The 17107-nt window shown below is 59.2% G+C and carries 15 protein-coding genes and 1 riboswitch; of the genes, 14 read left to right on the forward strand and 1 reads right to left on the reverse strand.

What is annotated here, in order from left to right:
* Positions 1–391: 391 nt before the first annotated feature.
* The 12 genes from BUC36_RS16385 to BUC36_RS16440 all read left to right on the forward strand — a co-directional run bounded on the left by BUC36_RS16385 (position 392) and on the right by BUC36_RS16440 (position 13237).
* The gene (locus BUC36_RS16385) at positions 392–1141 is read left to right on the forward strand and encodes a sulfite exporter TauE/SafE family protein (protein WP_073277205.1); all 750 of its coding nucleotides are present in this window, start codon (positions 392–394) and stop codon (positions 1139–1141) included.
* Positions 1142–1154: 13 nt separating this feature from the next.
* Complete coding sequence (gene safD, locus BUC36_RS16390) at positions 1155–2522, forward strand: sulfoacetaldehyde dehydrogenase SafD (RefSeq protein ID WP_073277433.1); 1368 nt, start codon at positions 1155–1157, stop codon at positions 2520–2522.
* A gap of 83 nt (positions 2523–2605) precedes the next feature.
* Positions 2606–2704, forward strand: a riboswitch (TPP riboswitch).
* 246 nt (positions 2705–2950) lie between these two features.
* Positions 2951–4876, forward strand: a complete 1926-nt coding sequence (gene thiC, locus BUC36_RS16395) for a phosphomethylpyrimidine synthase ThiC (protein WP_073277207.1) — start codon at positions 2951–2953, stop codon at positions 4874–4876.
* A 141-nt stretch (positions 4877–5017) separates the two neighbouring features.
* Positions 5018–6091 (forward strand): glycine oxidase ThiO, encoded by a 1074-nt coding sequence (thiO, locus tag BUC36_RS16400; protein ID WP_143187023.1) that lies wholly within the window; start codon positions 5018–5020, stop codon positions 6089–6091.
* On the forward strand, positions 6091–6291 hold the full coding sequence (gene thiS / locus BUC36_RS16405) for a sulfur carrier protein ThiS (RefSeq protein WP_073277210.1): 201 nt from the start codon (positions 6091–6093) through the stop codon (positions 6289–6291). The genes thiO and thiS overlap by 1 nt, the downstream gene beginning before the upstream one ends.
* A gap of 16 nt (positions 6292–6307) precedes the next feature.
* The gene (locus tag BUC36_RS16410; RefSeq protein ID WP_073277212.1) at positions 6308–7114 is read left to right on the forward strand and encodes a thiazole synthase; all 807 of its coding nucleotides are present in this window, start codon (positions 6308–6310) and stop codon (positions 7112–7114) included.
* Positions 7115–7136: 22 nt separating this feature from the next.
* Complete coding sequence (gene thiE / locus BUC36_RS16415; RefSeq protein ID WP_234995038.1) at positions 7137–8660, forward strand: thiamine phosphate synthase; 1524 nt, start codon at positions 7137–7139, stop codon at positions 8658–8660.
* A 3-nt stretch (positions 8661–8663) separates the two neighbouring features.
* The gene (locus BUC36_RS16420; protein WP_073277217.1) at positions 8664–9413 is read left to right on the forward strand and encodes a HesA/MoeB/ThiF family protein; all 750 of its coding nucleotides are present in this window, start codon (positions 8664–8666) and stop codon (positions 9411–9413) included.
* Positions 9414–9422: 9 nt separating this feature from the next.
* Entirely contained in the window at positions 9423–9818 is a 396-nt protein-coding gene (locus BUC36_RS16425; RefSeq protein ID WP_073277219.1) for a c-type cytochrome, read from the forward strand.
* A 26-nt stretch (positions 9819–9844) separates the two neighbouring features.
* A complete protein-coding gene (locus BUC36_RS16430) occupies positions 9845–10864 on the forward strand; it encodes a Vgb family protein (protein ID WP_200797308.1) in 1020 nt (339 codons plus the stop codon).
* A 154-nt stretch (positions 10865–11018) separates the two neighbouring features.
* Positions 11019–11489, forward strand: coding sequence for a Dps family protein (locus BUC36_RS16435; protein WP_073277221.1), 471 nt, complete (start codon positions 11019–11021; stop codon positions 11487–11489).
* Positions 11490–11518: 29 nt separating this feature from the next.
* Positions 11519–13237: a phytoene desaturase family protein gene (locus tag BUC36_RS16440; RefSeq protein WP_143187033.1), complete on the forward strand. Its 1719-nt coding sequence runs from the start codon at positions 11519–11521 to the stop codon at positions 13235–13237.
* Positions 13238–13252: 15 nt separating this feature from the next.
* Here the strand turns inward: BUC36_RS16440 and BUC36_RS16445 are convergent, their stop codons facing one another.
* Positions 13253–14146 carry a LysR family transcriptional regulator gene (locus tag BUC36_RS16445; protein WP_073277223.1) on the reverse strand — a complete coding sequence of 298 codons (894 nt, stop codon included), beginning with the start codon at positions 14144–14146 and terminating at the stop codon, positions 13253–13255.
* A gap of 181 nt (positions 14147–14327) precedes the next feature.
* Between BUC36_RS16445 and BUC36_RS16450 the strand changes: the two genes are divergently transcribed.
* Positions 14328–16304: an acetoacetate--CoA ligase gene (locus tag BUC36_RS16450; protein WP_073277225.1), complete on the forward strand. Its 1977-nt coding sequence runs from the start codon at positions 14328–14330 to the stop codon at positions 16302–16304.
* 421 nt (positions 16305–16725) lie between these two features.
* Complete coding sequence (locus tag BUC36_RS16455) at positions 16726–17100, forward strand: hypothetical protein (protein WP_073277227.1); 375 nt, start codon at positions 16726–16728, stop codon at positions 17098–17100.
* Positions 17101–17107: the final 7 nt, after the last annotated feature.

Genomic DNA, 17107 nt, shown 5'->3' on the forward strand with positions numbered 1-17107 from the left:
GCTTTCGGTCGACCGGCCATGGATGGCCGGGCCGGGGCCCGATCGAACAAGCCGGAGCTACGCCATGGAAGGCAACACAAAAGCCAGTCGCCCCTGCATACAAGCTTCTAGATAAAGGAAAGGGCCATCCAAACAAACGCCCCTCCCTCCACAATCCCCCAGCCATTCATTTTGAGAATGTCGCTCGAGGACATCACGTCTTTTCGCCAGCCCTATCGATCACGTCTTCCACCTGGTAGGTCTATTTACAGCTAGCCAACTAGAACGTCGTATAACAGTCTCCATTCATGATGGCCGAAAGTAACCAATAAGAGACCTGCGGATACTAGGTCACTGGAGTCGCTCCGGATAGACTGCATCGACTAAAAAACCAACAGTGACGGGGCTCATCTTGGTCGAGCTGGGGGACATTTCCAATCTGACATTGGCGCTGTTATTAGCGGCTTGCATCGTCAGTGCATTCATTTCCGCGGTTACCGGTGGTGCCGGTGGAGTGCTGATGTTTGCAGCGCTGAATACGGCAATCCCGTTACGCATGCTGGTACCTATTCATGGTGCAGTCCAGCTGATAAACAATCTCGCGCGGATTTACTATGTGCGGGAATTTATCCGCTGGGATTTGTGTGTTCCGTTTTTTGTTGGTTGCACATTGGGTGCAGCAGCCATGACCTTAGGGCTAGCGAGCCTGAGTTGGCAGCAGTTGCCAATGGCGCTACTGGCCCTGCTGATCTTCTACACGGTCTTTAAACCCAAGAAGCTGCCGGAGATTCGTCTGGCTGCTCGGAATTACTTCTGGGTTGGCCTGGCGACAGGAACACTGGGCATCCTGGCCGGCGCTGTGGATCCGTTACTGGCCGCTTTTTTTGTGCGCAAGGACCTGAGCCCGAAAGAAGTCGTGGCCAATAAATCGGTGATGCAGGCCTGGTGTCATGCTCTGAAGATACCAGCCTTTATTTTTCTTGGTTTTGCGTTCTCCGATCATCTGGGGTTGATTCTGCTGCTGACGCTGGCGGCTGTTATTGGCACGCGGGTTGGCGTGGCGCTACTAAATAAATTGGACAGTGACTTGTTCTTTAAATTGATGCGGGTAGCCCTGTTGATCGCTGGTGTGCGGATTGTCTACCAGGTGGTTGCCGCGTAAGAAGGTGGGTGAAATGGCTGACTTTAAAATTGTGAATCCCTACAACGGCGAATTGATCGAGGAATACAATTTCGCCAACCGGCAGCAAGTAGATGCGGTGCTCGAGCTGCTCGTTAAGGGCCGGGAAATCCAGCGGGCCACTCCGGCTTTTGAACGATCGAATATATTACTGCGCCTGGCGCAGCTGCTGCAGGATCGCAAGGAAGACTTGGCGAGACTGATTACCGAAGAGACCGGCAAGACCATCAGTGATAGCCGTGTAGAGATTGAGCGCGCCTACAATACCGCCCTGGCCAGCGCCATGGAAGCGCGGGCGATCTGCGGTGAAGCTCTGGACTCCGATGCATTTCCCCCTCAGCGGGACAAGATAGGCGTAGTTCTGTGGAAGCCGTTGGGCACGGCACTCTGTATCACACCGTTCAATTTCCCCATCAATATTGCCGTGCATAAGATCGGCCCTGCCTATGCCGCCGGCAATACGATTTTATTTAAGCCGGGTCCGCAGAATAGGCGTTCTGCCGAGCTGCTGGTGGAGCTGTGTTATGCCGCTGGCATGGCTCGTTCTGTACTGCAGATGCTAATTCCAGATATCGATGCTACCAGCTATGCGGTGGCGCACCCTCAGGTGCAGGCGATCAACTTTACTGGTGGCACTGCGGCGGCCAATGCCATCGCAGCGCGCGCGGGCTACAAGAAGCTATTGTTCGAACTGGGCGGTAACGACCCCCTGATCGTGATGCCGGACGGCGATCTGGACGCGGCCGTCAATGCGGCAATCAACCAGCGCTTCGCCACTGCGGGACAGCGCTGCACAGCCGCCAAGCGCTTGTTTGTGCACCGGGATGTATTTGGTGCCTTCGCCGAAAAGCTGGTTGCTGCTACGCAGAAACTGAAGGTCGGCGATCCGATGGACGACGAAACCTTTGTCGGCCCGCTGATTCATTCGGCGGCGGCAGATGAAGTGGAGCAGCGCATCCATGCGGCGGTCGCAGGCGGTGCACGCGTGTTATTCGGCAATCGGCGGGAGGGCAATATCCTGTGGCCGACGATCCTGGCAGATGTGGCAGATGATGCGGACTTGGTGGCGGAGGAGACATTTGGGCCGGTGATGCCGCTGCGTAGCTTCGCATCCGTCGAGGAGCTGGTCACGCTGGTCAATAACTCCCCGTTCGGACTGCAGGCGGGCGTGTTTACCCAGAATCTGGCGTTGGCGAAACAGTTGTTCAATCGACTCGATGTGGGTTTGCTGGCGGTGAATGACGGTCCCGGATTCCGCGCCGAACACTTCCCGTTTGGCGGGGTTAAGGAGAGTGGTGTGGGGCGCGAAGGGGTGCGCTACGCCATTCGCGAGATGAGCTACCAAAAGGCCCTGGTGATCTGAGGCCTGTGACAAGTTTTGCGGAGCGCTGTCACAAAGGCGGCGCCGCTCACTGTTCACAGTGGCGACCTTCCCCTATACTCCGGCACTACTTGTCGGAGTGCCTGCGGGCTGAGATCGCTGTTGCGAGATCCGTTGAACCTGATCGGGGTAACCCCCGCGTAGGGAACAAGATCTGAAGTCGCCTGTGGACACCTCTAAAATCTACTACGCGTGCGCCTAGCGGCGTCCGGCGGTGCTGGAACGCCAGCCCGGTAGGAATGCTCATGTACTAAAGTACACTCCGCTTCCTGCGCTCCGGCGGCCACCCCTAGCCACCCGCTCGCTACGATTTTAGAGGCGCCCACACCCTAAATAAATCGTGCGACTTATCTCTATTTGCCTGCCCACGGGTGCTGCGGCGTCATTTACCGCAAGCCACAGGGGTAAGCATGTCTGACATCACCGATCAGCCCAGCCACACCGCGAAATCTTCCCGCGCCGCCAGCCGCGATTCCGCCAAGACGTTCCTCGACAATCTCACCGCGCAGTCCTTTCCGAATTCCCGTAAGGTCTATCTTCAGAGCGAGAAGCCGGATATGCGCGTGGGTGCGCGGGAAATCTGTCTCGGCGACAGCGTCGTGGGGGGCGACGAGACCAACCCGATTTTGGCACCCAATGCCCCGCTGCGGGTTTACGATACCTCCGGACCCTATTCGGACGCCGATTACAGGATCGATGTCCGCCAGGGACTGCCAAAGTTGCGCCGGGCCTGGATCGAGGCGCGCGGTGATAGCGAGCAGTTGAGCTCGCGCCAGGCGGCCTACAGCCAGAAGCGTATGGCGGACCAGGGGCTGGACCATATCCGCTTCGAGAATCTGCCATCCCCGCGTCGTGCAAAGGCGGGGCAAAATGTTTCCCAGATGCACTATGCGCGCCGCGGCATCGTCACGCCGGAAATGGAATTTATTGCCATTCGCGAGAATATGGGGCGCGCGCGGCTCGACGATGCGCTGGCGGACTCTCACTATCAACAGGCGCGCGACGGCATCTACATTCCGGAGCAGATCACACCGGAGTTCGTGCGCCGCGAAGTGGCCGAGGGCCGCGCGATTATCCCGGCGAATATCAATCACCCGGAACTGGAGCCGATGATCATCGGTCGCAATTTCCTGTGCAAGGTGAACGCCAATATCGGCAATTCGGCGGTGACCTCCTCCATCGAGGAAGAAGTAGAAAAACTGGTGTGGTCCACCAAGTGGGGAGCGGATACGGTCATGGACCTTTCCACCGGTGCCAATATCCACGAGACCCGCGAATGGATTCTGCGCAATTCCCCGGTGCCGATCGGCACTGTGCCCATCTACCAGGCGTTAGAGAAGGTCGATGGCATAGCCGAGGCGCTTAATTGGGAGGTTTTCCGCGACACGCTGATCGAACAGGCGGAGCAGGGTGTGGACTACTTCACTATTCACGCCGGTGTGCTGCTGCGCTATGTGCCCCTGACTGCAAAACGGGTCACCGGCATCGTTTCCCGCGGCGGATCCATTATGGCCAAGTGGTGCCTGGCGCATCACAAGGAGAATTTCCTCTACACGCACTTCGAGGATATCTGCGAAATCATGAAGGCCTACGACGTGAGCTTCAGCCTCGGCGATGGCCTGCGTCCCGGTTCAATTGCCGACGCCAACGACGAGGCCCAGTTCGGAGAGCTGCACACCCTCGGCGAACTGACCGAGATTGCGTGGAAGCACGATGTGCAGACGATGATCGAAGGGCCTGGACACGTGGCGATCCACAAGATCAAAGAGAATATGGATGAGCAGCTGAAGCATTGCCACGGCGCGCCTTTCTACACTCTCGGGCCTTTGACCACGGACATTGCGCCCGGCTATGACCACATTACCTCCGGCATCGGCGCGGCGCTGATCGGTACCTACGGTTGCGCGATGCTGTGCTACGTGACGCCGAAAGAACATCTGGGTCTACCTAACAAGGAGGATGTTAAAGAGGGCTTGATGGCCTATAAGATTGCCGCGCACGCGGCGGATCTCGCCAAGGGCCACCCGCGTGCGCAGCAGCGCGACGACGCCCTGTCCAAGGCGCGATTCGAATTCCGCTGGGAAGACCAGTTCAATCTGGGCCTGGACCCCGAGCGCGCACGCGCTTTTCACGATGAGACGCTGCCAAAGGAATCCGGCAAGGTTGCGCATTTTTGCTCCATGTGCGGTCCAAAGTTCTGCTCCATGAAAATTACCCAGGACGTGCGCGCCTACTCGGAAGAGCTGGAGGCGGCGCAGCAGGAGGCCGAGCGAGGGATGGAAGACATGGCGATCAAATTCAAGGAGCTGGGAAGCGAGCTTTACCACAAGGAATGATTTTCACCAAAGGGAATACGGAGAATCCTGTTGGCGGCTAATGCATTATCGAGACGCAGCGGCGCGCAAAATCTCCAGTCTGGCTCCCTGTGGCGTGCATTTCCCCAGGGATTGGTAGCGAAAATAGACGGTATTTTGTCAGTGAAATGCGAAACGAAGCCAAGCATTGCCATCGCCGGTGGTGGTCTTATGGGGCGCCTGCTGGCCTGGCGGCTGTCATTGCAGGATTTCGATATCAGCCTGTATGAAGCGGGTGACCTGTCGACGCCCAGCGGTGCCTGCTGGGCCGCCGCCGGCATGATCTCACCGTTGTCGGAATTGGTGCACAGCGAGCGGGAAATCTACGTTCTCGGTGTGCAGAGCCTGGAGCTGTGGCCAGGCTGGGCCGAACAGCTTGAAGCGCAGAGCGGCCGTTCGGTGCAGTTTCGCAGTCTTGGCAGCGTGCTGGTGGCGCACGGGCAAGATAAGAGTGAACTGTTGCAGTTTCAGCGCGAACTACGGGGGAAGCTCAACGGTGATATTTCCGCCTGTGTACAGCCACTCGGTGCCGACGAGCTGCGGCAGCTGGAGCCCGCCTTGGAAAACTTCGAGCAGGGGCTCTACCTGCGCGGTGAGGGTGATATCAACAACCGCCGTTTATTACCAATACTGCTCAACGTGCTGCGCCAGCAGGGCGTCTCTCTCAAAGAGCGTACGCCGGTGTCGTGCCACGGTTACCAGCTGGAGCACGCGGAGGGCAGGGCGCGCTTTGACTGTGTGATCGATTGTCGCGGCCTGGGGGCGAGAGAACAGATTCAGGGTCTGCGCGGTGTGCGCGGTGAAGTTCTAGTGGTGCAAACCCGGGAAGTGGCGCTGCAGCGTCCGGTGCGTCTGCTGCATCCGCGCTACAAGCTTTATGCGGTGCCCCGCGGGGATGGTCACACGGTGATCGGAGCAACCGAAATTGAAAGCGAGGACATGTCACCGATTTCGGTGCGTTCCACCATGGAGCTGTCCTCGGCGCTCTACTCACTGCACCCGGCGTTTGCCGAAGCGCGCATTGTGGAAACCCGGGTGAACTGTCGCCCGGCAACCATGGACAATCTGCCGTACGTTCACTGCGAGCCGGGCCTGGTGCGCGTTAATGGCCTCCACCGCCACGGCTATCTGCTGGCGCCAGCGCTGGTGGCAAACATTGAAAAGCTGGTAACAGAACAGGTTTTACAGGTGGCATAGTGCAGATTTTCATCAATGGCGAGGCGAAAAACATAGAGGGCCCGGTGGACCTGAACAGTCTCCTGCGAAAACTGGGATACAGCGGTGAGACTTTTGCGGTGGCGCTGAACGGCGAATTCGTCCCGCGGGTCAGTTACCTGCGCACGGAAATCCATGACGGCGATACCCTGGATGTGGTGGCGCCGGTCGTCGGTGGGTAAAAGGGAGCGGTTAAAGATGAATGAGCAACTGAGCCTGTACGGCAAGACTTTCACCAGTCGGTTGTTGGTTGGTACCGCCCTCTATCCGTCGCCAGCGGTTATGCGCCAGTCGGTGGCGGCCTCCGGGGCGGAGATCATTACCCTGTCGCTGCGCCGGCAGAGTCCGGACCAGCAGCAGGGCAAGATACTGTGGGATTATATTCGCGAGTCCGGCTGTCAGTTACTGCCGAATACCGCCGGCTGTAAGACACCGCGGGAAGCGATCGCACTGGCGGAAATGTCGCGGGAGATTTTCCAGACCGACTGGCTCAAGCTGGAAGTCATCGGCGATGACTACAACCTGCAGCCGGACCCTTACGGGCTGATCGAAGCGGCGCGGGAGCTGGTCGGGCGCGGCTTCAAGGTTTTGCCCTACTGTACCGATGATCTGGTCGTATGCCGCAAGCTACTGGATGTCGGCTGCGAAGTGCTGATGCCGTGGGGGGCGCCTATAGGTACCGGTCAGGGACTACTGAACAGATACAATTTGCAGACGCTGCGCGAGCGCCTTGCGGATGTCCCGTTGATTATCGATGCGGGTATCGGCGCACCTTCACAGGCGGCGGAGGCGATGGAAATGGGGTTCGATGCGGTACTCCTGAACACTGCGATTGCCAAGGCGCAGAACCCGGCCCTGATGGCGCAGTCCTTCAAGCTGGCAGTAGAGGCAGGGCGCAACGCCTGTGTCGCCGGCCTGATGGTGAAGCGCCAGACCGCCAGCCCCAGCACGCCGACACTGGACATGCCTTTCTGGCAGCAGGTCGATAAAGTGCCGCAGGATTGAGTCATCTATGCGAGAGGAAACTTTGCATCACAGACCAATAGTCTGGTCCATCGCCGGCAGCGACTCCGGTGGTGGCGCCGGCATTCAGGCAGATTTACTGACCTTTGCCGATTTTGGCTGTCACGGTTGTACCGCGGTTACCGCCAATACCGCGCAGAACACAACAGCGGTGGCGGCGATCAATGCGGTACCGCTGGACGCGCTTACTTCGCAGCTGCTTGCTCTGCAGGGGGATCTTTTCCCCGCAGCGATCAAGATTGGCCTGCTGGCCAATGTAGAGCAGGTGAACGCGGTAGCGGAGTTTCTGCGCACGCTGTCGAAGAGCGATAAGGTACCGGTCGTGTACGATCCGGTGGCGGTCACTAGCAGCGGTGGCGCGTTGACCGAAGACAGTATTGGCGAGGCAGTGATCGAAAAATTACTGCCGCTATGCGACCTGGTCACACCCAATTGGCACGAACTGGAGTGGCTGGCCCGCGCGTCGGTGAACGGCGCGGCACAGATTGCCAGCGCGGCGCAGTTGCTGCGCAACTGCGGCTGTGCAGCGGTGCTGGTGACGGGTGGACACGGTGAGCTGGTCGCCGGAGAAATTGCCGATTTTTTGTCGGATGGCAGCGGGGCCGACTGGTTTGTCAGTGAGAAAGTCGCCAGCGAAAATAACCACGGTACCGGCTGCACGCTATCGTCGGCCATCACTGCCTGTCTGGCGCTCGGCTACCCGCTGCGCGATGCCTGTGTCGTGGCCAAGGCGTATGTACAGCGCGGCCTGCGCCTGGGCAACGGTGACAAGATAGGCGTCGGCGCGGGCCCCGTCGGGCACTGCGGCTGGCCGACCGAGCTGCGGGACTTTCCCGAGATTCTGCTGCCAGGGGAAGAGAGAGCGAGATTTTATGAATACTCGCCGGTCGGCGGTGGAAATGCATTTGTAAAGGGATTTGCCGCGACCGACTCCATTCGCCTGGGGCTCTACCCGGTAGTGGATTCAATTGACTGGCTGCAGAGATTGGCTGAACTGGAGGTGCGGACGCTGCAGCTGCGCATCAAAGATCCCGGGGATGATCTTCGCGAGCAGATAGCTCAAGCTGTCAGCATTGGTAAGCAGTACGACCTGCGCCTGTTTATCAACGACCACTGGCAGCTGGCGATAGAGTGTGGCGCCTATGGTGTGCACCTGGGGCAGGAGGATCTGCAAAGCGCGGATCTGCATGCGATCCAGCAGGCCGGCCTGAAGCTGGGAATCAGCACGCACGGCTTTTACGAATTGCTGCGCGCCTATCGTTACCGCCCCAGCTATCTGGCGATCGGCGCAATTTATGCCACCGATACCAAAGATATGAGCGGCCAGTTGCAGGGCGTGGCCAAGCTTGCGCGTATGGCCCGGTTGTTACCGGACTATCCACTGGTCGCTATCGGGGGGATCAGTCTCGAGCGCGCGGCGGACGTGGTGGCCACCGGAGTCGGAAGTATTGCGGTGGTGAGTGCCATAACCAAGGCCGACGATTGCGCTTTGGCTGTTGGCGAATTCAAACGAATACTGGAAAACTGAACCATGCTAAGTCGTAAGGAACTGCAGCGCTACAGCCGCCAGATCATGTTGCCCGAGGTTGGCGAGGAGGGGCAGAAGAAGCTGGCGGCGGCGCGAGTAATGATTGTCGGCCTCGGCGGACTTGGCAGCCCGGTTGCACTTTACCTGGCCGCGGCCGGCATTGGTGAATTGCACCTGGTCGATGGCGACCATGTTGATATTTCGAATCTGCAGCGGCAGGTTCTCTACAAGACCAATCACCGCGACAAATCCAAAGCGCAGGTTGCCGCGCAACAGCTCACGGCTGCCAATCCCGAGATTCGCATTTATGCACACCCCTGCATGGCGGAGGAGTCCTGGCTGCGGGACCGGGTGCCGGAGATGGATCTCGTGCTTGACTGCACCGACAACCTGGACATCCGCCATGTTATCAACCGTGTGTGCCGCGAAGTACAGCGGCCGGTGATCATGGCGTCAGTGCAGGGCTTTTCCGGCCAGTTGATCAGTTTCGATTTTGCCGCAACTTCCAGCCCATGTTACGCCTGCCTGTTTCCGCCCGGGCAACAGAGCAGTGCGCAAAACTGCTCCACTGCCGGAGTGATCGGGCCTGCCCTGGGTGTCATCGGCAGTATGCAGGCACTCGAGGCGATGAAAATGCTGCTGGGGTTGCCCGTGCCCAGTCGCGGGAAATTGCATCTGTTTGAGGCCGAGACCCTGGAGTTGCGAGCCCTGCAACTGCAAAGTAATAATGATTGTCCGATTTGTCGTCACTGAAAATAAAAAATGCGCGAAACAAGAATCACTTTGGTACTGGCGGCATGCCTGACGGCACTGGCGACAATAGTGCTTGGGGCATGCTCGCCCGGCGAGCCGGTACAGAAAACCGCGGTCAATAAGTCTGCGGAGTCGACTCGCGACCCCCTGAATCCCGCAGTGATCAAAGAACTTTACTTGCGCAGTTGTCACAGCTGCCATGGTAGCGGTGTCAACGGTGCGCCGCGTGCGGGGGATAGTGTCGCCTGGGCTCCGAGGCTGGCGAAGGGCATGGATACCCTGGTGGTTAACTCGATGAATGGCTACAGGGCCATGCCTCCGCGCGGTCTGTGCTTTGATTGTACTGAAGCCCAGTTTGCGGGGCTGATTCGTTATATGGCCGGGGAACAGTCGGGCCCCGAGTAAACTGGTGGCAGATACCGGAGCAGACCATGCGTGCTTTTTCCCTGTGGTATCCATTTTTCAGATCCGTCTTCATTGCGCTTCTCCTGCAGCCACTGTGTGCCCCGGGCGCGATAGCGCAGCCAGACTCTCTGCCGGACGACCTGGCGCTGAATGAGTGGAAGGTGCCCTGGGAGGGGCGACCGCGGGATCCCTATGTGGATGGCAATGGCGATGTGTGGTTTTGCGGCCAGTCCGGTAACTATATCGGCCGCTTCGCGCCGGTCAGCGGAATCTTCAAACAGTTTTCGGTGCCGGACGGTACCCACCCGCACAATCTGATTGTCGACCGTAGAAACCGCATCTGGTACGCGGGCAATCGCAATGCCCATATCGGTCGCCTGCATCCAAAAAGCGGTGAGATCGAACAGTTTGCGCTGCCGGCGGAGGTGAAGGATCCCCACACTCTGGTATTTAACCGCGCCGGCAACATCTGGTTTACCGCCCAGAACAGCAATCGCATCGGCTTACTGGATGTCAAAAGTGGTGAGGTAAGAGTGGCCTCACCGGCGACGTCCGGAGCGCGCCCTTACGGAATCAAGATGGATGCGGCAGACCGGCCGTGGATTGCGCTGTTCGGTACCAACCGGTTGGCCTGGATTGATCCGCAGACGATGGCCGTAACGGAAATCGAATTGCCGCGGGCCGATGCCCGCCCGCGCCGGCTGGAGATCGATGATGCCGGCAATATCTGGTATGTGGACTATACCGGCGGTTATCTGGGGCGCTATGTGCCGGAGACCGCAAAATTTACCGAATGGAAACTTCCGGGCGAAACGCCGCGACCCTACGGCACGGCGCTTGACGACAAGGGGCGGCTCTGGATCGCCGATACCGGAACTATTCCCAATCGCATCCTGGCCTTTGATCTCGCAACGGAAAAGTTTGTCAGCGAGAGCCAGGTGCCGAGCGGTGGCAATATACGGCATATGTATTTCAATGACGAAGACGGCAGTTTCTGGTTTGGTGTTGACACAGGATTTCTGGCGCAGGGAATGCCCAGGAGTTAAGCCCCCAGTGAAGCAAGAACGCTCTTGCTATAGTCATTTTCAATCTTTTCTATTTAATAAATAAATTTTAAATCAAGGACATTGAACTTATCGTAACTGGCAGGAAGCTATCCTGATTGCAAAATTGTCGATAAACAAAAGGACGAGGTTATTTATGAGCAAGATCGATATCGGTATTGGCGAAAAGGATCGTGAGAAAATCGCCGGCGGGCTCAAGCACCTGCTGGCGGACAGCTACACGCTTTACCTTCAGACCCATAATTTCCACTGGAACGTAACCGGTCCGATGTTCCGCGAGCTGCACCTGATGTTTGAGGAGCAGTACACGGAGCTTGCGGAAGCGGTGGACGATATTGCCGAGCGCATCCGCACCCTGGGAGTGCCGGCGCCGGGCACCTACCAGGCGTTTGCGCAGCTTAGCTCGATCAAGGAAGTGGCCGAGATTCCTCCGGCGACAGATATGGTGGAAATCCTGACCCGCGGCCACGAGCAAGTGGTGAAAACCTGTCGTGAAGTGCTTAAGTCAGCCCAGGAGGGTGATGATGAATCCACCGTGGCTCTCGTTTCTGACCGGATGCGGGTACACGAAAAAACCGCGTGGATGCTGCGCGCGACCTCCCAGTAGCTGTCGACAGCAATTGTCGCTGCAAGCCCATGATCAGCGGCGCCGTGTCGGCGCCGCGCACCTCGGATACCTTCCCCAACACGGCACTTGTTTCAACGCTGTGGCACTTATATTCTACGGTCTTCACCTGCCCCCGGGGCAGCCACGAAGTACTACATAATAAGAACGTCATGTCACACAACATCATCATTGGCGGCGGCCACAATGGCCTGGTCTGTGCCTGTTACCTGGCCCGGGCGGGCAAAAGAGTCACAATCCTGGAGCGGCGTTCTGTCGTCGGCGGTGCCGCGGTTACCGAGGAATTTCATCCCGGGTTTCGCAACTCGGCGGCAAGCTACACGGTCAGCCTGCTGAACCCCAAAATCATTCGGGACCTGAACCTGCACGAGCACGGCCTGCAAGTAAAATTGCGGCCCCAGTCGAATTTCTTCCCGCTTTCCGACTCCGAGAGCCTGTCCTTTCACCGCAATTTCGCCGACACACAAGCGGAGATAGCGCGCTTTTCCGAGACCGATGCCGCCGCTCTGCCGGACTTCTACGCGATGCTGGAGAGCGTGGCAGATATCCTGCGTGAGGAACTGTTGCGCACGCCCCCCAATGTTGGCGGCGGCCTGTCCGATCTCATCCGCGCCGGCAGCTTCGGCTTGCGGGCGAAAAGGCTGTCCATGGTCCAGAGGCGCGATGCCTTGGATCTGTTTACCAAGAGCGCCGCCGATGTACTGGATGCCTGGTTTGAAAATGACCATGTAAAAGCGGCATTCGCCTTCGACTCCATTGTCGGCAACTATGGTGCCCCCAGCACTCCCGGCTCGGCTTATGTCTTGTTGCACCACGTGTTTGGCGAGGTGAATGGCGAGAAGGGCGCCTGGGGACACGCAGTCGGCGGAATGGGGGCTATCACCCAGGCCATGCTGAAGGAGGCCCTGCGGCTGGGGGTGGAAGTGCGCACCGACGTCGAGGTGGAGGAAGTGCTGGTCGACAACGGCCGTGCGGTTGGCGTTCGCCTGGCAGGCGGGGAGCGACTCTCTGCGGATAAGGTGATCTCCAATGTCGGGCCCAAGCTGCTCTATACGAAGCTGGTCGATCCTCAGCACCTGAGCGAGGAATTCCAGCGCCGGGTGCGCGGCTTCAAAGTGGGCTCCGGTACTTTCCGCATGAACGTGGCGCTCTCAGAATTGCCGGATTTCACCTGCCGCCCGGGCACCCAGCTGCAGCAGCACCACCAGTCGGGAATCGTGATCGGGCCGACGATGGGCTACCTGGAGCAGGCCTACCTGGACGCCAAGCAGTTCGGCTGGTCGCGGGAACCCATCGTGGAAGTACTGATTCCGTCCACCGTGGACGATACGCTGGCGCCGCCCGGCCAGCATGTGGCGAGTCTGTTCTGTCAGCAGTTTGCCCCGCAGTTGCCGGACGGTAGCAGCTGGGATGAACACCGCGAAGCGGCGGCGGATACCATTATCGATACGGTCACGCGCTACGCGCCCAATTTCCGGGATGCCGTGCTCGCCCGACAGATCCATTCCCCCCTGGACCTGGAGCGCAAATTCGGTCTGATGGGCGGCGATATCTTTCATGGTGCGCTGGGACTGGACCAGTTGTGGAGCAATCGGCCGTTTATGGGCTACGGCGACTACCGCACTCCGGTCGCGGGGTTGTATATCTGCGGCTCCGGTACGCACCCCGGTGGTGGCGTTACCGGGGTTCCCGGTCACAATGCGGCGCGGGAGATTCTCAAGGACCGCTGATCACCGCATGGCGGCTCAGGCTGTGCCCGTGTCGGCTGCCACCAGGGCGAGGAATGCCCTGGCGGTTGCCGAGAGGCCGCCAAGTCCCTTCGCCAGTATTCCCACCTCTTGCGCCACCACCGGAGTAGTCAGGGGCAGGCACTTGAGCCCCTGGTCGTGCATCTGTGGCTCACACAGGCTCGGCACCGCGCTGACGCCAAGCCCCACCTTAACCAGCTGGCCGATGGTGCTGAGCTGATTCGCCTCGCACAGGAGCCGTGCCGGCTTACCGCACTGGGTGAAGGCCTCGTCGGTCCAGCGTCGTACCGCGGAACCGCGGTTCATGGCGATAAAGGGGGCAGTTGCCAGATCACTCCAGCGCAGCGATTTCCTGCCCGCCAGCGGGTGATCCGGCGGTAGCACCGCGACAAAACGGTCGCGGTCGCAAGGGATGAACTCCAGGCCCTCGAGATCGTCCGGGCGGAAGCTGATACCCAGCTCCGCGCGCCCCTCCTGTACAGCCTGGATTACCCGCTCCATCACGATATCCTCCAGGGCGAAGTTGACCTGTGGATGCAGGCGGTGGAACTCCGCCAGCAGCGCAGGCAGGCGATTCAGCGCGAAGGCCGGAATTACCGCCAGCGACAGCTGGCCGCGCTGCAGCCGAAAGCGCTGCTGAATGGCATCCAGGGACTGATCCCAGTTGTGCAGAAGCTGCTCCGCACGGGTCAGAAACTCCCGCCCTTCGGGCGTCAGCACCAGTTGGCGGCTATCGCGATTGAACAGCGGTCCGCCGGCGGCGGATTCCAGGTTGCGGATCGCCACCGACAGTGCCGGTTGCGAAATATGCAGCTGCGCGCTGGCTTCGGCCAGGCTATGGGTGCGCGCCACGGCAATAAAGGCCCGCAACTGTTTGACGGTAGCGCTCACGAATGCCTCGCTCACTGGGGGGGAAGAAGTGTTAAATAAAATTTAACAGATATGAGAAAGTTTAAAATAGTTTAAAGTGTCCTACCAAGGCATTATTGCTCTCTTCGCGTGTGCGCGAATAATGGTCAACCATTGATAACAATAACCACTGAGTACCAGCCAACGTACAAGGTCAGCCGAGATGAGCAATAACAACGCCCAGCCCCTGTGGCAGCCCACCCCCGAGGCTATCGCCGCCACCCAGATGGACCAGTTTCGTCGCCGGGTCAACGAGCGGCACCAGCTAAACCTGGCGGATTACGCCGAACTCTTGCAGTGGTCCGTGGACCAGCGCGAAACTTTCTGGAGCGATCTGTGGGACTATGCGGAGGTGATTGCCAGTGAGCGCGGGGAACAGGTTCTCGGCAAGGACACTATGCCGGGAGCGGAGTGGTTCCCGGATGCGCGGCTGAATTTCGCCGAAAACCTGTTGCGCTACCGCGACGACAAGATTGCGCTGGTGGAGCGCCTGGAGAACGGCAGTCGCCGCCAGCTGAGCTATGCCGAGCTCTATGCCCGGGTCGAACGCCTTGCAGCAGCCCTGGCTGCCGAAGGCGTGGAGCAGGGCGACCGGGTCGCCGGCTTTATGCCCAACATTATCGACACCGTGGTGGCCATGCTCGCTACCACCAGCATCGGCGCCATCTGGACTTCCTGTTCACCGGACTTCGGCATCAACGGTGTATTTGACCGCTTCGGCCAGGTGCAGCCCAAGGTGCTGTTCGCCTGCGAGGGCTATTTCTACAACGGCAAGACCATCGACTCGCTGCCGCGCCTGCGGGAGATAGTCGCCCGTATCGACTCCATCAAGAAGATGGTGGTAGTGCCGGTGGCCCGCTCGGCGGCAGAAACCAAAGCGGCCGTCGACTCACTGGACCGGGCGGTGGCCCTGGACGATTTTGTGGGCGCGGCGCCGGAGCGCGCGCTCACTTTTGCCCAGACAGCCTTCAACCACCCGCTCTACATCATGTATTCGTCCGGTACCACCGGCGTGCCCAAGTGCATCGTGCACGGCGTCGGCGGCACACTGCTGCAGCATATCAAAGAGCATCGCCTGCACTGTGACCTGAAGCGGGACGATACGCTGTTCTATTTCACCACCTGCGGCTGGATGATGTGGAACTGGCTGGTGAGCGGCCTCGCCTGTGGCGCCACGCTGGTATTGTTCGACGGTTCGCCTTTCTACCCGGCGGCGCAGGGCCTGTGGGATATGGCCGACGAGGAGGGTATCAGTGTATTCGGTACCAGTGCCAAATATATCGCCGCCCTGGAGAAATCCGGCAGCAAACCGCGCGAGAGTCACAAGCTGGAGAAGCTGCGTGCGGTGCTGTCCACCGGTTCGCCGCTGGCACATGAAGGCTTCCGCTATGTCTACCGGGACATCAAAGAAGATGTCTGCCTGTCGTCCATTTCCGGCGGTACCGACATCGTCTCCTGCTTCGCCCTGGGCAATCCCACCTTGCCGGTCTATGCGGGCGAACTGCAGTGTCGCGGCCTGGGTATGGCGGTTGAAGTGTGGAATGACGATGGCCAGGCTGTCATCGGTGAGAAGGGCGAACTGGTCTGCGCCAAGTCCTTCCCCTGCATGCCGATCGGCTTCTGGAATGACGAGGACGGCTCCAAGTATCGGGGTGCCTATTTCGAAAGCTGGCCCAGCGTCTGGGCGCACGGCGACTATGCGGAAGTGACCGAGCACGGCGGCGTCATCATCTACGGCCGCTCCGACGCGGTGCTGAATCCGGGTGGCGTGCGCATCGGTACGGCGGAGATCTACCGCCAGGTGGAAAAAGTGGAAGAGGTGCTGGACAGCATCTGCATCGGCCAGGACTGGCGCGACGATGTGCGGGTGGTTTTGTTTGTGGTGCTGCGCGAAGGCGTGGAGCTGGACGATGCGCTGATCCAGAAAATCCGCGCAACCATCCGTGCCAATACGACCCCGCGCCATGTGCCGGCCAAAGTGATCCAGGTGGCGGATATTCCGCGTACCATCAGCGGAAAGATTGTCGAACTGGCGGTGCGCAATGTCGTGCACGGCAAGCCGGTGAAGAATCAGGAAGCGCTGGCCAATCCGGAAGCCCTGAAATTGTACGAGAATCTGCCGCAGCTGGCAGAGGACTGATTACCGCTGGCATCCCCTGCAAGCGACCGATCCCGGGCGAAGGTTCCCTTCGCCCGGGAAGCTCCCACTGGGCAAGCAACCACCATTCAGTTAGCCGCCAATCTGCGCTACCCTTTCCTGTCACAAGCTTCAAGGAACCTCTGAGTAAGTCCGTGATACCTCTGGCTTTCAGAGCGGTTTACAATCAAGGCGCGGCTTCGCAGGAATGTCTAGACCTTTCAAGAAGTCACAACGCAGTGTGTGAATCGCTCTGAAAGCCCCGAAGGGCGGGGCCTTAAGGCCGCAGCTGCGGCGTTGCAGCTCTTGCAAAGGGCTGGGCCATTCGCGGCGAGCTGCGCCTAACATCTGCAGCCTTCAGGCCCCGCAGAGATATTACGGACTTACTCAGAGGTTCCTCAATAATCTTCACGGAAGAGCACACATGGTCACATACCTTTACTGGGCGGCGGTGATCGCCCTGGTTGTATTATCCCTCTTTGTTGGAAGTCGCCTCGGCAGCTTGAAGTTCGGTGCCATAGCCGCCGCCATTTTCTTCGTGACCGGTTGGCTGGCCTATTACTTCCACTACGAACAGGTATTCGTGAAACGGTTTGGCGGGGTAATGCGCATATCGGTGCCGGAAGGCCACCGCCATATCGGCGCCACCTGGAAAGAGGATAATCTCTGGATCGAGAATTACGACCCGAAGACCAACCAGTGTATTTTCACGGAATACTCCAAGGGCAATATTCTCGAGGGCCGGGTTATTATCCGTGACTGCAATCCCCTAATCGGCCAGCCGACCCCGCGCCCCTAACCTCGAT

The organism is Microbulbifer donghaiensis, from assembly GCF_900129095.1.
Taxonomy (GTDB): domain Bacteria; phylum Pseudomonadota; class Gammaproteobacteria; order Pseudomonadales; family Cellvibrionaceae; genus Microbulbifer; species Microbulbifer donghaiensis.

Coding starts and splice junctions, on each gene's coding strand:
- safD (WP_073277433.1), top strand. CDS start 1,155: ATGGCTGACTTTAAAATTGTGAATCCCTACAACGGCGAATTGATCGAG.
- thiC (WP_073277207.1), top strand. CDS start 2,951: ATGTCTGACATCACCGATCAGCCCAGCCACACCGCGAAATCTTCCCGC.
- BUC36_RS16410 (WP_073277212.1), top strand. CDS start 6,308: ATGAATGAGCAACTGAGCCTGTACGGCAAGACTTTCACCAGTCGGTTG.
- BUC36_RS16420 (WP_073277217.1), top strand. CDS start 8,664: ATGCTAAGTCGTAAGGAACTGCAGCGCTACAGCCGCCAGATCATGTTG.
- BUC36_RS16425 (WP_073277219.1), top strand. CDS start 9,423: ATGCGCGAAACAAGAATCACTTTGGTACTGGCGGCATGCCTGACGGCA.
- BUC36_RS16430 (WP_200797308.1), top strand. CDS start 9,845: ATGCGTGCTTTTTCCCTGTGGTATCCATTTTTCAGATCCGTCTTCATT.
- BUC36_RS16435 (WP_073277221.1), top strand. CDS start 11,019: ATGAGCAAGATCGATATCGGTATTGGCGAAAAGGATCGTGAGAAAATC.
- BUC36_RS16440 (WP_143187033.1), top strand. CDS start 11,519: ATGATCAGCGGCGCCGTGTCGGCGCCGCGCACCTCGGATACCTTCCCC.
- BUC36_RS16450 (WP_073277225.1), top strand. CDS start 14,328: ATGAGCAATAACAACGCCCAGCCCCTGTGGCAGCCCACCCCCGAGGCT.
- BUC36_RS16455 (WP_073277227.1), top strand. CDS start 16,726: ATGGTCACATACCTTTACTGGGCGGCGGTGATCGCCCTGGTTGTATTA.